The following is a 15,925-nucleotide window of genomic DNA, read 5'->3' on the forward strand; positions in this document are numbered from 1 at the left end:
GGATTAACCTGCCTGGTAAAAAGAAGTGGGATGAAGATACAGTGCGCAAACTGACTTCGGATCAACTGGTTGCTGGAAAGTAGTCTATTTATACCTAGCCTCCACCCGCTCCTTTCATTACGTTTGTTGCTATTACCGCGCATTTGAAATAAACTACGGAGTAACTTCGAATAGTGAATGTCTATCTGCTACGGAAATACACTACGTTTTCCGCGGACAGCTGGTGAGCCTCCTCGTTCTCAATTAAAGGAAGACCAACTAAAACCGGCCTTTGCGGCCAACGTCGGCATCCCCCTTGCCGAGGGCCGGGGGTCTCACCGATGCCTTTCCTCCCGCGACGCACAATGTTTTCGATGGGACGAGTAAGCGCAGTCCCAGTCCCCAGGAACGTGACCGCTTTTTTTAGCTGACCAGGAGTCTCCGTGTATTCCTTCGCTCAGGTGGGTGTAGTCAATCATTACTGTTATTTGTTATGGATGTAATAAAATAATTTTCATTCACCCTACGTTGGGTCTACTGAATAAACAGATATCCCATCTAAATCAATAGTTTGTATCCGTTTTTCTCGATATAAAGTACAAGGGTTTTGACTGTTTTACCAAAAACCTTTGCATATGCAATGAACTACTCTAGTTGTTTGGAGCGAAAGTGACTGACTCCAGCGGGAAAAGCGCGAGTCTGAAGACCCCGCAGGAAGTGGTTTTCTTCCGAGGAGGCTGAAGCTGTGCCCGCGGAAAGCATGTCACATTTCGCGGAAAACAACGGTAGCATGGAACGCAATTTAGTTGTTCAGCAGACCCTAAGTTACCGCACAGTTTATCTTTTATATGATGTAACAAAAAAAGATTTGGTAAGAGAAGGATTCGCCGTTCCAATCTCTTGGAAAATTGTTTATTATACCAAGAGTGACAAGGATATAATTAGAAGCTTCCAAAGCTTAATTTAGCGAGCTGTTTGAACTCATTTGATTGGTGCTAAAGTGGAGCAATAATAAATAAAAGTGAACATTACACATTCGTATAAAGTAGGTTTTTACCATTTTTTTCGATTACTTGTGTTAAAATAAACAAGAGTATGTGAACATTTGGAGATAGGAGTTTGGAAAATGTTATTAATGAAAGATATTGTTAGAGACGGACATCCAGCATTAAGAAAAAAATCCGCAGAAATTAGTTTACCACCATCCGCTGAGGATGTTCATATATTAAATGAAATGATGGCTTTTATAAAAAACAGTCAAGATGATGAATTAGCTGAAAAGTATAAATTACGTTCAGGTGTTGGGCTTGCCGCACCACAAATTGGAATGAATAAACAGCTTATCGTCGTTCATTTTACACATGATCAGAAACAGTACAGTTATCAGCTCATTAACCCAAAAATTATTAGTCATTCCGTTGAAAAGGCATTTTTAAGTGGTGGAGAAGGGTGCTTATCGGTCGATGAAGTAATTGAAGGATATGTCGTTCGTCATGCTCGTATCACTGTACGTGCTTTTGATATCGAGGGAAACCCTTTGAAATTGAGGTTCAAAGGTTATCCGGCAATTGTCCTGCAACATGAAATTGATCATTTAAACGGTGTAATGTTTTATGACTATATTAATGAGCAAAATCCATTTTATGTGCCCAAAAACGCCAGAGCGATTGATTAACTAATTAAAGTGCGTGTTCAAAAAGGGCAATAAAACAGGCGCGGTCGGCTAAGATCGCTAGCGTCCGCTAAATGTGCAGTCCTAGGACGTCATGCTTAACCAGTGAGCAGTAAGAAAGTGTCTATACCTTCTAAGTTTGCCAAAGAAATGCGAGGTGTCAATTTAACCGGACTTTTTAAGCTTACCTCATAAAGAATGAATCAATCACTCTACATCTCAATCACTTTTTTAGATTTTTGATCTACGTATAATATACATAAGAATGTTAAAAATAAAGGTAGAAAAATGCTTGCATTAGTTTAACCTTATTTACTTTTAAGGATCACTTATTATTTATGTATGCGTAAATTTTTAAAATTATAATTGATATTTATTCCAATAATAATGAAATCATATTATAATAAAACTAACAGGGATTGGATCGGCCTAAACTTATTGCTTTTCTTTGTTTAGAAAGGAGATGTAGGGTGATGTTGAAACGCCTGAAAGAAAAGCTGAAAAGAAAGTGGAAGGAATTTTTAAAACAAGGACGTGTACCGACAACTGATAAATGATATGTATAACTACTTTACAGACAACACTTGTGAAACAAAACATGGAAGCAAAATAGAAACAATTATCATCTTAAACAATAATTTTTTTAACCGAATAAACATATTAGGAGAGATACAATGATATTTAAGGTTTTATATCAACCTTCAGCACATATTGCTCCCGTGCGTGAACGTACGGAAAGTATTTATGTTGAAGCAGAAACAGAACGAGAAGTTCGTTCGAAATTAAAAGATCGAGATATTAATATTGAGTTAATCCAAGCATTAGATGACGTACATTTAGCATATGAAAAAAAGTCTGAATTCTTCACGATAGAGAGCGTGTAAGATGAAATTTGTTAAAAATGACCAGACAGCTGTCTTTGCACTTGGCGGCTTAGATGAAATCGGAAAAAATACGTACTGTATTCAATTTCAGGATGAAATAATCATTATTGATGCAGGAATTAAGTTTCCTGAAGACGAATTACTCGGGATTGATTATGTTATTCCTGATTACACCTATTTAGTGCAAAATAAAGAAAAAATTAAAGGATTAATCATTACGCATGGTCATGAAGACCATATTGGTGGTATCCCTTATTTATTACGTGAAATAAATGTACCTATTTATGCTGGAAAACTCGCGATCGGACTTATTAGAAATAAATTAGAAGAACATGGATTATTAAGAAATGCTAAATTAAACACGATTCAAGAAGATGATATTATTAAGTTTCGGAAAACTTCCGTTAGTTTTTTTCATGTTACACATAGTATTCCAGATTCTTTTGGGGTAGTCATTAAGACACCATCTGGAAATATTGTACAAACAGGTGACTTCAAATTTGACTTTACACCTGTAGGGGAACCTGCTAATTTAGCGAAAATGGCTGAAATCGGTAAAGAAGGAGTTCTCTGTCTCCTATCTGATAGTACAAATAGTGAAGTTCCTGGTTTTACAATGTCTGAACAAGTAGTGAAAGAAAATATTAATGATATTTTTAGTAGAATTGACGAGCGACTTATCTTTGCCACTTTTGCATCTAATATTTACAGACTTCAACAAGTAGTAGATGCCGCAGCAAAGCATAATCGAAAAGTTGCAATTTTCGGTCGTAGTATGGAATCTGCTATAGAAATTGGACGTGAATTAGGATATATAAGTGCGCCAAAAGGAACATTTATTGACGCTAATCAAATTAATCGATTTCCGTCTAATGAAATCGTCATTCTTTGTACAGGTTCTCAAGGGGAACCGATGGCAGCATTATCACGAATCGCTAATGGTACGCATCGACAAATTCAAATAACACCTGGAGACACTGTTGTCTTCTCCTCATCCCCAATCCCTGGGAACAACGTAAGTGTTAGTAGAATTATTAACCAACTAATGCGTGCTGGCGCTAAAGTAATTCATGGTCCATTAAGCAATATCCATACTTCTGGTCATGGTAGTCAAGATGAGCAAAAGTTAATGTTACGTTTGATGAATCCAACATTCTTTATGCCGATTCATGGTGAGTATAGAATGTTGAAGGAACATACTCGACTTGCATTAGCTTGTGGCATACCTGAAAAAAATTCATTTATTATGGATAACGGTGAAGTACTCGCCTTAAGTAAAGATAAAGCAGCAATTGCAGGGAAAATACCATCTGGTTCTGTTTACGTAGATGGTAGTGGAATTGGTGATATCGGAAATATTGTATTACGTGACAGAAGGATTTTATCTGAAGAAGGCTTGGTAATTGTAGTTGTCAGTATTAATATGAAAGAGTTCCAAATTGCAGCAGGCCCAGACATTATTTCACGAGGATTTGTTTATATGCGTGAATCTGAAGACTTAATCAATGAAGCGCAAAAACTAGTTTCAGACCATTTAAATAAAATTATGCGTCGTAAAACGAGCAAATGGTCCGAAATTAAAAATGAAATAATTGATACAATAGCACCACTACTTTATGAAAAAACAAAACGTCGACCAATGATCTTACCGATTATAATGGAAGTGTAAACAAAAAGTGATAGAAGTAGGAGATGAATATTATCATCCCCTACTTTTTTTATACGCATTTTTGATATATGGAGACGGTGTGATCATTACCATAGTGAAATGAAACAGTGAACAATCATACTTCACAGAAGAAAGTATTCATACAGTGCGAGCTTGCAACCGGTTACTAACTTGAGTATGGTGAAGGGATTCTATTTGCGAAGATTCTTGAAAAGTGCCGGAAATCCTAGCTCAGTGCGGAAAATTTCAAAAACAAAAAGAAGAGGTGAATTTTTACTTTTAACCTCTTCTTTTCAATTGATTTTTAATTGTTCCTTTTTATTTACTCATCTATTACTAATTGTTTTTCAAATCGAGAAATATCATTGTCGGCACCTATAACGATTAAGACATCATTTTCTTGAATGATATAGTCTGCACTTGGGGAAACATTCATTTGTTTGCCCCGTTTAATTGCTACGACGTTACATCCGAATTTTGCCCTAATATTTAAATCTACTAACGTTTTACCACGCATCCTTCTTCCAGCCATTACTTCTACCATACTATGATCTTCTGACAGTTCAAGGTAATCCAAAATATTACTCGAAATTAAACTATGGGCAATTCTTTTTCCCATATCCCGTTCTGGATGGACGACATGATGGGCACCAATTTTATTTAAGATTTTTTCATGATAATCACTTTGTGCTTTAACTGTAATTTTTTTAATACCTAAATCAGCTAAAATGACAGTTGTCAAAATACTTGCTTGAATATTGTCCCCGATCGCCACGATTACATGATCAATATTTTTAATTCCAAGCTCCTTTAACGCATGTTCATCCGTTGAGTCAGCAATTACGGCATGAGAAGCGATGTTTTTATATTCATTAATTTTATGTTCATTTTTATCAATAGCAAGCACCTTCATCCCTTCCATACTTAACTCTTCACAGATGCTGCCACCAAATCTTCCTAGTCCAATTACGGCAAATTCTCGTTTCATGTGCATTCCTCCTATTCATTCTTGTATCTTCTCACGATGTGGAATGAATAAAATAACAATAAAGCTAATCAGTGCAATGGCACAAACGCCAATATACACATATGTTAACCCAGATAAAAGACCTTGTTGTAATACTTTAACCGCTTCAGCTGATAAATGGGCTACTTCATTTTGATCTAACAATTGATCAACTGCGTCCACTGTCACTGTTGCAGTTAAGTTAGCTTGTTCGATTTCTCTATTAATTTGATTATTTAATATTCCACCGAGAAAAGCAACTCCCAAAGCACTTCCAATCGTACGCATAAACATATTCGTAGCAGTTGCAATTCCCCTGACTTCCCATTTTACCGTCGTCTGAATCGCGACAATAAAAGATGTACTCGTCATCCCCATCCCAATTCCGACAAAAAAAGACCCTATTCCTGCCCAAAAAGGTTGTTGAATAACTGGTAATAACATAAAAAAGCCTGTGCCAATTAGTAAGGAAATTCCACCGAGAATAGATGTTTTTCGGTACCCTATTATTAATAGTAACCGACCTGCAACGGTCGAAGCAATTGGCCAGCCGATCGACATGGCGGTTAATGTAAAACCAGCGATTATTGCTGATTTACCCAATACTCCTTGCACAAATGTCGGTAAATAACTTGATACACTAATTAAAATCATCCCTGTAAATAATGATGCAATATTGGCAACTTTTATCATCCGATATGTCCAAATATGGGAAGGGATAATAGGTTCTTCTATTCGTTTTCCGTGAATAATAAAGAGCAAAAATGTAACGAGAACGACTCCAATTAATATCCACATTTGAATGGAATTCCATGAAATAGAGATTCCACCTTCTACTAAAACATACATTAGGATACTAATACTTGTTATTAGTAAAAACGTACCAATAAAATCAATAGAGCGTTTTTCTTTTTTCATCTTTTCTTTTAAGAAAACGAAAATTCCAATCATGGATAAAAGTCCTAAAGGAAGATTCATCCAAAAAACGAGCCGCCAATGGAAGAAATCAACAAAAAAAGCACCGATTAACGGACCGATAATTGCGGAAATTCCCCAAACTGCAGATAAATACCCCTGCACCTTTGCTCGTTCAGTCTTCGTATATATATCTCCAACGATCGTTGTTGCAATCGGCATAATAGCACCAGCACCAACACCTTGAATAAACCGCGAAATAATTAGCATTACCATCGTAGTGCTAAATCCCGCTATCGTTGAGCCAATTAAAAAAATACAAATTCCAACTGTATAAATTGGGCGTCGTCCATATAAATCAGCTAGTTTTCCGAAAATTAATACAGTAGCACTAGAAGATAATAAATAGGCGGAAAACACCCAACTATAAAGCGAAAAATTTTGTAAATCTGCAACAATGCTAGGCATGGCAGTAGCTACAATGGTCGCTTCAATTGCAGACAAAAACATCCCTAGCATGACAGAGGCTAGAATAAATGGTCGTTTTAATTTTGTATTCATTTATTTATCCAACTCTTCTACAACACCGTTTAGAACCATTTATTAGGCTTTTTCACGTCGGTAATAATCTCTTTTTAACGCTTTCAATATAGCTCTTCTCGTTAAAATCCCATCAAAATATCCTTCCTCATCTACTACACAGACAAAAGGTGCATCAATTACTGCCTTCAGTCCGTCAATAAAACTAGCATTTTTTTGGATACTTTCCATTTCATCTTTCATCACTTCATGAACTTTGAGTTCTGCCAATCGTTCTACTTCAAATCGTTCAATGCCTAATATTTGATCTAAAATAACTGTTTTACTTATAGATCCAGCTAATTTATAAGAAGCATCTAAAACAGGTACCGCAAAATAACCCGATTTCACCAAAACGAGTAATGCGTGTTCTAAAGGATTATTTAATTGAACATGTGCTACTTTTTCTGATGAAATCATTAAATCTTTTACGGTTATATCTTGTAATTGTTTATCTTCTTGTGTCATACTCATCAAAAGCAACCCCTCTTTTATTAATCTATACTTACATAATGTAATGTTTCATGTTAAAGCTATATCATCATTAGGAGTTTAATAAATTGTTTTAAAACGAAAAAAAGAACGTTCTATAAAAACTTCCATTATGTTATGAACCAATCTGTTCATTATTTCTCATCTCGTTTTACCACTTGCTGACAACTGGTTCTATTTATAGTTTACCACATATGATGTAGAAGTAACATCGGATAAATCTATTCAGAAAAAAATAATCTTGAAAACCTTTCTTATTTTCCATCTCACCTGTACAATATAGATATGTCACTTACATAAGGAAGGTTTAAGATGAGTACGTACCTTTTTTCAAAAAAAGAAGAAATTGCACATGCAATCACACATGGTATTGGTGCTTTTTTAAGTATTGCTGCTTTAGTTTTGCTTATTGTTTTTTCCTCGATGAATGGTAATGCTTTGTTAATTGTTTCTGTAACGATATTTGGAAGTACCATGCTTTTCATGTATACTTCTTCTACAATTGTCCATAGTTTACCGATTGGAAAGTGGAAAAATATCTTTCTTATCATTGATCATGCATCCATCTATTTATTTATCGCAGGAACTTACACACCGTTCTTACTTATCCAGTTAAAAGGAACATTTGGTTGGGTATTATTCGGGGTCATCTGGGGTCTCGCATTAGTAGGAATTATTTTAAAATTATTTTTCGTCAAAAAGTTTATCATTTTATCTACTTTATTCTATATTGCCATGGGATGGTTAATTGTTATTGCGTGGAAACCTTTAACAGATGTTCTTCATCAACAAGGTATCATATTCCTCGTAACTGGTGGGATTATGTACACGGTTGGTGCTATCTTTTATGTATGGAATAAAGTTCCGTATCACCATGTTATTTGGCACCTATTTGTCATTGCTGGTTCTACTTTTCACTTCTTTACCGTCTTCTTCTATGTAATCTAATTTGCAAGACGTCTTTCTTTCATGTAAGCTATTAGTACTATGTCGATAGAAAAGAGGGATTTAGCTTGAAAGATAAACTAAGTGTTGCGGAAATTGCAAAAGCTATTTATACGATAAATCGCCACGCAAAAGCAGCTCCGAAGCCACAACATTTATATTACATTAAAAAGGAAGCAATTGAAAAACTATTAAAGGAGAAAAAAGCGGAAAAAGTTGGGCTTCATTTTTCAAATAACCCTAAGTTCAGTAACCAACATTCAACGCTCCTTGTAAAGGTTGACCAATATTACTTTCACTTACCTCCCACTAAAGAAGATTTCCAAAACTTAAAGCATCTTGGTTCACTCGATTCTGATTTTCGAAACCCGCGGACGAAAATGTCTTTATCGTATGCAAAACGAATTATTTATCAATATATTGATTGGCAAGAACAGAATAAACCTGCTAAACGCAAACATATCTCTTCATATTATACACCTTCATCTCTCGGTAAAATGGAATGGCCACCGACGAAAAAGTTTTAATGACATGAAAAGCGTATGACCCCCTATCATACGCTTTTCATCTGCCTTTTAATTAATTTATACATGATAAATATCGCAAAACAGATTCCAAACAAAATCACTACTTGAAAGGCCGTTTTGATTACTATTAATTCATTCGTAAAATATGCGATGATGAAAGCGATGATGATTAATAACAAACTACTTACCGTATAAGTAAGGACAAAGAAATATTGCTTATGAATGACCAACATAACAATAGGTTTGATGATGAAAGAAAGGAAGAAAATTGTTATAAATAAGATAACTATATACTGATATTCTTTGGTAAAACCTAACACTTCCAATTGATGAAAATTAATCATAGCAGACCACCACTTTTCCTTTATATTACCATTGTCAACGCATTGCTTATTAACTATACGTAGAACTATTTAAAATGGAGGTAAACGACATGAATCGCGCTTTTATTTATATCATTTTAGGCGCTACTTTATGGGGAACGATCAGTTTTTATGTTAAAAATCTTTATACATATGGCTTTACACCTATGGAAGTTGTCACTTTAAGGGCGTGGTCTGCAGCAATTATATTAGTTGTTTACTTAAGTTTTGCAGCGCCAAAAAGTTTACGATTATTCCATGTACGAGACGTTAAATATTTTATTGGAACAGGGATTTTTAGTATTATTTTCTTTAATTATTGTATGTTTAAAACGATCGAACTTGCAACCATTCCCATCGCTGCTGCTCTTTTGTATACTGCTCCAGCATTTGTTATTATCATTTCCTATTTTGTTTTCCAAGAAGCTTTAACAAAGAATAAGATGATTGCACTTTTCATGACGTTGATCGGTACTGCTCTTGTTGTCGGTTTATTACCATTTGACTTTGGATCCATTCCATTAATGACTATTCTAATTGGACTAGGATCAGGATTTGGCTACGCATTGTACAGCATATTTAGTAAATTTGCTCTACAAAAATATAATAGTTTAGCAGTTACAACGTTTACCTTTATTGTTGCTTCAGTCACATTGCTACCATTTTTTCCTTATACAGAAAAACTTTATTTAGTAAAGGAGCCAAAAGTGTTATTTTTTGCTTTTGGATTAGGATTCCTTCCAACTGCTGTTGCGTACATCGTTTACACGCTTGGGCTTCATCGTACGGAAGCATCGAAAGCAGCAATTTTATCAACGATCGAGCCTGTTGTAGCAACATTAATTGGTGTATTTATTTTTTTAGAATCGTTTAGTTTTGTGCAAATGATTGGTATGGGATGCATTATTTGCGCTGTTATCTTAATACAACTCGATTTTCCATCGAAAAATCGGGAAAAACTACGAACCATTAAAAAAAGAGGTTGACTCTATTTTGTCTAGAGTCAACCTCCAATACCGATTTAGTTTTTCTTTCGCTTTAAGGAATTATATATATTTATTAAGCCATCAAGCTCTTGGCTTACTTCAATTGTCTTAATATTCGTATACCCTTTTGCATATACTGTTTTAGCCAGTTGATGTCTTAAGTCTTCAATTTTTTTTAACGTCACTTTCTCTAAACACATAGTAATAAGTTAATAACTCCTCTCGGTTTATTATAAAATTATAGTAAACATATCTATTTATCATTTGAACATATCCATAGTATAATTGGAAGATGGAATAAATTGCAAATAATTATAGTTACATTTTACTATTTATTTTTCTCAACGGTCTAATTCTTTTTCATAATTTCGGTTGAAAACACTCGAAACAATTTGCATGCTATGCTACTATAATATAGGATTGTTTTATTAAAGAAAGGATGTCTTCATTGGCTGAATCAAAAAAACAAAATGAATGGTTAGAATGGGGTAAAGCAATCATTATAGCTGTATTACTTGCATTCATTTTAAAAACATTTGTCTTTGCAACGTCCATTGTCGAAGGTGAAAGCATGTACCCAGCCCTTGAAGATGGCGAAAGAATTATTTTTAACAAATTAGTTTATATCATTTCCCAACCAGAACGTGGCGATATTATTATCATTCAGCATCCAGAAAAAAACTATGTGAAAAGGATCATTGGTTTACCTAATGAAACGATTGAAATGAAAGATCATGTTCTTTTCATCGATGGGGAGAAACAAGAAACATCTTTTGTTGATGAATACCATGCCAAATTAACTGGTAATTTCGGTCCGATCCAAATTCCTGATGATAGTTACTTCGTGATGGGGGATAATCGTGCCATAAGTAAAGATAGCCGAAATGGATTAGGGTTTATAAGTAGAGCAGATATTATCGGTCGCTCTGAATTTATCATTTATCCATTTACCGAATGGGAAATAACAAGATAACGTCTAAATAACAACCACCGTTCATAACAGGCAATTATGGCTATAAAAAAGGTCAAACATAATCTTTAATGTTCGACCTTTTTTGTGTTCTTTCTTATTCATGATCAAATAGACAGTACCCTACATTTAATAAAGTAATAATAAAACAAATGATCCCAAATGCTGTAATCCACATTATAAAAGCACCCTTTCTGCTCTATATATGTACATAGATTCTTCATTATCTATCATACCAATTTTTCGAGCATTATTAAAGTATTATATCATTCCTTTTTAGCTTATCCTGTAAACTTCTTTTCATGTTCATTAACCAATAATAATTCTTTCTTTTGGATAACGAATATGATCATCATTTTGCATTTCTTTTCTAAATGTAAATAAAAAAGTGACAACTCCAATTCTCCCAATAAACATTAAAATCATTAATATAATTTTACTAAAAGTCGTTAACTCACTCGTTATCCCGAGCGAAAGACCAACTGTACCAAAAGCGGAAGTAGCTTCAAACAATAATTCTGTTACTGAAAAAGGCTCAATAACTGACAAAATAACGAGGCTAGTAAAAACTAATACGATCGCCATTGTTGTCACCGTCACGGCTTTCATTAAATCTTCATCATATATTTCACGATTAAATACTTTAATTTTCTTCCCACCACGTGCATACGTGATCAGAAAAATGATCACAAGTGCAAATGTCGTCGTCCGAATGCCTCCACCTGCACTGCTAGGTGAAGCTCCAATAAACATTAAAAATGACATAAATAAATGATTTGATTCAGATAATAGTCCTACATCTAATGTGGACAATCCAGCACTTCTCGTTGTCACCGATTGAAACAATGCATAAAATAAACTTTCGTGCCAACCTTTATCTTTAAAAAATCCATTTATATCAATAAAATAAATGAGCAAAGTTCCAAAAAAGATTAATATAAAGAAAGTAGTCGTCGTTACTTTTGTAAATAACGTGAAGCGGAATGGACGTTTGCCTTTTCTTTTTGAAAATAAAAAAGCCTTTAATTCAATTAATACGGGAAAGCCAATTGCCCCAAAAATAATTAACAGGATAATGATAAACTGTACAAAATAATCACCGCTATATGGTGCCAGGGAATTATTCGTTAAACTAAAACCACCATTGGAGATCGCACTAATTGTACTAAAAAACCCATTAAAATATGCCTCTTTTGCTGTTGGAAAATAGGTCAGAAAATAGGTTCCCAAAATAAGAATACCTAGTAACTCAACGATTAATACAACGAACAAAATTTGCTTAATTAAATCAACCATCCCACCAAAAGTAGTTTGATTTTGATCTTGCATAATCAGTCTTCTTTCAGAAAGACCAATCCGCTTCCCTAATAGCAACCAAATAAACGTACTAACGGACATAACACCTACAGCACCTAGATGTAAAATAAGTGCCAGTAAAATGACTCCTGTTGTACTTAACGTATCCCCTACAGAAATCGTACTTAACCCTGTTACACTTAAGGCACTCACGGCAGTAAAAAGGACATCGATAAATGGGACATGCACACCCTTTTGATATGCAACGGGTAAAGATAAAATTCCAGTTGATAAGATAATTGCTAATAAATAGAAAGATAATAACACTTGAGCTGGTGATAAACGATGAATCCATTGTATAAAAGGATGTTTATCAAACATTATCATACCCCTTTACTAAGCCATAAAATAAATTACTTTTCATAGTATAGCAAATCTATTGCTTTTATTCACTATTTTTTCTTCTATTGGGCCTCAAAATAGAGGATAAAAAGAACCAAGCAGTTCGAGGCGGCGTAGCTTTGAGCAAATGTTTTAGCACACCAGAAAAGTGGCCTTCTTTTCCAAGGAACGGAGCGAATTCGTTTTAATACGTGAGTACTAAAAAAGCAAGCCAACAAAGAAAGGCGAAGTGTCATTTTCACCGGACTTTTTAAACACCCCCTCTTATGAACTTAAATCGATCAACTCGATATGGTTCAATTTTGTCAGTTTTTCATATAATTCTGCTGGTAATACATTTGAATGAATCATAATGAATAATTCAATGACATATGTTTGGTGATCGATATCCTTAATGCGAATACTTTCGACTTGTTCTACCTCTTTGGCAATTTGTTCGATTACATGCTTTATCTTTTCTCGATCGTGTAACGTAACATGTAGATGATATTCTTTCAATTTTAATTTTTTAAAACCTAAACTAAAAATAATGATCGGGACGAGCTCCACACTAATTAGTAATAGAGCAACGCCAACAAATGCTTCGATATAAAACCCAGCACCGATCGTAATGCCGATTCCAGCCGCCCCCCAAACGATCGCTGCTGTTGTAAGTCCTGAAATAGTATCATCATCCCGGCGAAGGATGACCCCAGCCCCTAAAAATCCGACTCCTGTTACAATTTGTGCTGAAAGTCTAAACGGATCTGTACGAATTATCTCCATGACGGATTTAGGTACTAAATAGGCTGACTGAATGGACACAATCGTCAATAAACAACTTACAATCGAGATAACTAAGATTGTTTTTAAACCTAATGACTTTCTTTTTAATTCCCGTTCTAGCCCCATCATTAACCCTAAAAAAGCTGCAATGATCAGCCTTAATAACATTTCTAAATGGCTATTATCAAGGATTTCAAGCATGATATCTCTCCATTCTTATTCTCCTAATGTCCCCCTTTTAATATTATGTAGTTCTTAAATTAATTCTTTGAACTTTTTCAATAATGACTCCCCTTGATACCCTTCTTCAATAATCATTTTTAACATTTCTTCAATACGACTTTTGCGGTGATCGACGACACTTCCTTGAAAAAGAACATTGATCATATCACCGCTAATCTCATTTATCCCAATCACTTTCGTAATAAAAAATGCTGGATCATTTTCTTCGCGTGTAATTTTTACTTGGATCATTATTTCCTCAATATGTTCAATAGATGAAAAGTAATCTTTATATTTTTGATCAATATACGCCTCGATTAACCAACCATTTTTGTCTTCACGATTAATTACTAGCCCATCTTTTAATAAAATTTTTTTCCGTTCAATTTCGTCTTCATCGTTTGCCATTATTTCTAATCCTTTTAATTTAAACGTTTTCACACTATCCCTCCATTTCTCTTGTCACATGCTTTACATATAAACTATTGCATTTGAAGCATATTGTCAATCACATATAAAAAGACATTTCCAGCAAACAGTAGCACTGCAAAAGTTCTCTCCTTGGAAATTTGTCCTGAAATACTGTTGATATTCCTACAGGGAAACACTTTCCACTGACGTAAAATGTTTATTGCGACAAGCAACGACAGTCTCAGACGTTGAAGACGTAGATTACGTAGTCTTTATTCCCTTTCATGCGTTCCTGTGGGAGTTCACCGCCTAACATTTCCGCGAACGAAACATGCTACTTATCAATCTCCAAGTTATCACTTGATAAATTGTTTTTAGAAAAAACTGGATAATTCTATCATGCATAAAACGAACTGTTTATCCCACTATATATATTGACCATACAAGTTTTTCTATATTAGAAGGAGGATGTTTTTCATGACGGTAGCTACTCAAGTAAAACAAGCAATTGCAGGATTAAAAAGTGTACAAGCAAGCTTTGAACAATTCGCACTTGAAACTGAAAATAAACAAGCGAAACAATTGTACACAAATGCGGCTGAACAGACAAAACAAGTGTTACAATCCGTTGAACCAAGACTTACTGAGATCGAACAAGAAGAACCACAATATCGCCAGTGATTATTAGTTAGCTTCTTAGTGACATGACTAAATATGGATAAAGAAAATTTTTTAACAGGCATGAGTGAACGAAGGCTAACAAAATCGGTTGTAGAAAGTGGTTCTCGCTTTAAACATAAACTTTACCCACACATAAGAACTTTAAATACCTTACATGAGAAATTAGGTGAAAAAATGAACGTCAAAAAGATGATTTTCATTGCTTTAGTGTTAATCATTTTCTCTGGTTGTCTGAACAAAGATAAAAATCTCACACTGGAACCGAAAGGAAACCAGCCAATGGGGTTAGTTAAGTTAGCATCTGATGGAAAAATTGATCAACAACCATCCAATAACGCAAAAGAACTATTAAGTAATTATGAGGAAATTTCTGGTGTAAGAGCAGTAAATCACAATAATCAGTTAGTTGTTGCTGTCGATGTTGACCACGATGATCGCTTTAATCTTGATAATATTGAAAGGGACGTAAGTAAAAAGATTAAACGTGATTTTTCCAATATGAAGGTTACTATTTCGACAGACCAAAAAATATTACTCGAATTAGAAGATCTTGAAAATGCTTTACAAAAAAATGATATTTCTGAAAAAGAATTGAAAAAACGTCTGCAAGAGATCAAAAAACTATCAAAAGAACAGACTTAGATTAGAAAGAGTGAATCAAGATGGCCGATCAAAAGAAAAAGCAGCTTCCACCAGAAGCACAACAATATCAAGCACTGCAAGCGAAACGAGAAACGAAGCGTCCAGTGATAAAAAATTGTATCAAAGCATTTTTGATCGGTGGCTTTATTTGTCTGATCGGTCAACTTATTACAACCTTTTACATTTATTTTTTTAATTTTACGGAACAAACCGCTGGAAATCCAACCGTTGCAACTTTAATTATTGTTACGATGTTTCTGACAGGTTTCGGTATATACGATCATCTTGGACAATTTGCTGGTGCCGGGACAGCCGTTCCAGTAACTGGTTTTGCAAATGCGGTTATATCCTCCGCAATCGAGCATCGGACAGAAGGATTTATATTAGGTGTGGGGACAAATATGTTAAAGTTAGCCGGACCTGTTATTGTCTACGGCGTTTTTGCTTCTTTTATTATCGCTCTGTTAAAAACATTGTTTACAAAACTGATCGGTACGTAAATCATTGAAAAGAAATGAGG

General features: G+C 34.6%; 18 protein-coding genes. 10 read left to right on the forward strand and 8 right to left on the reverse strand.

Annotated elements, in window-relative coordinates:
* The first annotated feature begins 1,105 nt into the window (after positions 1–1,105).
* From def to rnjA, 3 genes are all read left to right on the forward strand, one after another.
* On the forward strand, positions 1,106–1,654 hold the full coding sequence (gene def, locus DFR56_RS03225; protein WP_110393997.1) for a peptide deformylase: 549 nt from the start codon (positions 1,106–1,108) through the stop codon (positions 1,652–1,654).
* Between the two features lie 671 nt (positions 1,655–2,325).
* Positions 2,326–2,535 (forward strand): DNA-dependent RNA polymerase subunit epsilon, encoded by a 210-nt coding sequence (locus DFR56_RS03230; RefSeq protein ID WP_110393998.1) that lies wholly within the window; start codon positions 2,326–2,328, stop codon positions 2,533–2,535.
* A gap of 1 nt (position 2,536) precedes the next feature.
* A complete protein-coding gene (rnjA, locus tag DFR56_RS03235) occupies positions 2,537–4,204 on the forward strand; it encodes a ribonuclease J1 (protein WP_110393999.1) in 1,668 nt (555 codons plus the stop codon).
* A gap of 322 nt (positions 4,205–4,526) precedes the next feature.
* On the opposite strand, the gene DFR56_RS03240 is transcribed toward rnjA, so the two are convergent.
* From DFR56_RS03240 to cbpB, 3 genes are read right to left on the reverse strand one after another with little or no spacing between them, the layout of a single operon-like run.
* A complete protein-coding gene (locus DFR56_RS03240) occupies positions 4,527–5,192 on the reverse strand; it encodes a potassium channel family protein (RefSeq protein WP_110394000.1) in 666 nt (221 codons plus the stop codon).
* Between the two features lie 15 nt (positions 5,193–5,207).
* A complete protein-coding gene (locus DFR56_RS03245; protein ID WP_110394001.1) occupies positions 5,208–6,686 on the reverse strand; it encodes an MDR family MFS transporter in 1,479 nt (492 codons plus the stop codon).
* Positions 6,687–6,728: 42 nt separating this feature from the next.
* Positions 6,729–7,178 (reverse strand): cyclic-di-AMP-binding protein CbpB, encoded by a 450-nt coding sequence (gene cbpB / locus DFR56_RS03250; RefSeq protein ID WP_110394002.1) that lies wholly within the window; start codon positions 7,176–7,178, stop codon positions 6,729–6,731.
* A 330-nt stretch (positions 7,179–7,508) separates the two neighbouring features.
* On the opposite strand from cbpB, the gene trhA reads away from it, so the two are divergent.
* On the forward strand, positions 7,509–8,144 hold the full coding sequence (trhA, locus tag DFR56_RS03255; RefSeq protein WP_110394003.1) for a PAQR family membrane homeostasis protein TrhA: 636 nt from the start codon (positions 7,509–7,511) through the stop codon (positions 8,142–8,144).
* A gap of 65 nt (positions 8,145–8,209) precedes the next feature.
* Positions 8,210–8,668, forward strand: a complete 459-nt coding sequence (locus DFR56_RS03260; RefSeq protein WP_110394004.1) for a YkyB family protein — start codon at positions 8,210–8,212, stop codon at positions 8,666–8,668.
* A 26-nt stretch (positions 8,669–8,694) separates the two neighbouring features.
* Here the strand turns inward: DFR56_RS03260 and DFR56_RS03265 are convergent, their stop codons facing one another.
* Positions 8,695–9,012 (reverse strand): hypothetical protein, encoded by a 318-nt coding sequence (locus DFR56_RS03265; RefSeq protein ID WP_110394005.1) that lies wholly within the window; start codon positions 9,010–9,012, stop codon positions 8,695–8,697.
* An 89-nt stretch (positions 9,013–9,101) separates the two neighbouring features.
* Between DFR56_RS03265 and DFR56_RS03270 the strand changes: the two genes are divergently transcribed.
* Positions 9,102–10,016, forward strand: a complete 915-nt coding sequence (locus tag DFR56_RS03270) for a DMT family transporter (RefSeq protein ID WP_110394006.1) — start codon at positions 9,102–9,104, stop codon at positions 10,014–10,016.
* A 35-nt stretch (positions 10,017–10,051) separates the two neighbouring features.
* Here DFR56_RS03270 and DFR56_RS03275 read toward each other — a convergent pair whose 3' ends face one another.
* Positions 10,052–10,216, reverse strand: coding sequence for an aspartyl-phosphate phosphatase Spo0E family protein (locus DFR56_RS03275; RefSeq protein WP_110394007.1), 165 nt, complete (start codon positions 10,214–10,216; stop codon positions 10,052–10,054).
* 248 nt (positions 10,217–10,464) lie between these two features.
* Between DFR56_RS03275 and lepB the strand changes: the two genes are divergently transcribed.
* A complete protein-coding gene (lepB, locus tag DFR56_RS03280; RefSeq protein ID WP_110394008.1) occupies positions 10,465–10,989 on the forward strand; it encodes a signal peptidase I in 525 nt (174 codons plus the stop codon).
* A gap of 306 nt (positions 10,990–11,295) precedes the next feature.
* Here the strand turns inward: lepB and DFR56_RS03285 are convergent, their stop codons facing one another.
* The 3 genes from DFR56_RS03285 to DFR56_RS03295 all read right to left on the reverse strand — a co-directional run bounded on the left by DFR56_RS03285 (position 11,296) and on the right by DFR56_RS03295 (position 14,112).
* The gene (locus DFR56_RS03285) at positions 11,296–12,663 is read right to left on the reverse strand and encodes a TrkH family potassium uptake protein (RefSeq protein ID WP_110394009.1); all 1,368 of its coding nucleotides are present in this window, start codon (positions 12,661–12,663) and stop codon (positions 11,296–11,298) included.
* A gap of 285 nt (positions 12,664–12,948) precedes the next feature.
* On the reverse strand, positions 12,949–13,650 hold the full coding sequence (locus DFR56_RS03290; RefSeq protein ID WP_110394010.1) for an MgtC/SapB family protein: 702 nt from the start codon (positions 13,648–13,650) through the stop codon (positions 12,949–12,951).
* A 54-nt stretch (positions 13,651–13,704) separates the two neighbouring features.
* Positions 13,705–14,112, reverse strand: a complete 408-nt coding sequence (locus tag DFR56_RS03295; protein ID WP_110394011.1) for a YwpF family protein — start codon at positions 14,110–14,112, stop codon at positions 13,705–13,707.
* A 447-nt stretch (positions 14,113–14,559) separates the two neighbouring features.
* Here DFR56_RS03295 and DFR56_RS03300 point away from each other — a divergent pair, with 447 nt between their 5' ends.
* From DFR56_RS03300 to spoVAC, 3 genes are read left to right on the forward strand one after another with little or no spacing between them, the layout of a single operon-like run.
* Positions 14,560–14,763, forward strand: a complete 204-nt coding sequence (locus DFR56_RS03300) for a DUF1657 domain-containing protein (protein WP_110394012.1) — start codon at positions 14,560–14,562, stop codon at positions 14,761–14,763.
* Between the two features lie 33 nt (positions 14,764–14,796).
* Entirely contained in the window at positions 14,797–15,405 is a 609-nt protein-coding gene (locus DFR56_RS03305) for a YhcN/YlaJ family sporulation lipoprotein (protein ID WP_110394013.1), read from the forward strand.
* Between the two features lie 20 nt (positions 15,406–15,425).
* Entirely contained in the window at positions 15,426–15,905 is a 480-nt protein-coding gene (gene spoVAC, locus DFR56_RS03310) for a stage V sporulation protein AC (protein WP_110394014.1), read from the forward strand.
* The last annotated feature ends 20 nt before the right edge of the window (positions 15,906–15,925 follow it).

The sequence above is a fragment of the Pseudogracilibacillus auburnensis genome (genome assembly GCF_003201975.1).
Lineage (GTDB): Bacteria > Bacillota > Bacilli > Bacillales > Amphibacillaceae > Pseudogracilibacillus > Pseudogracilibacillus auburnensis.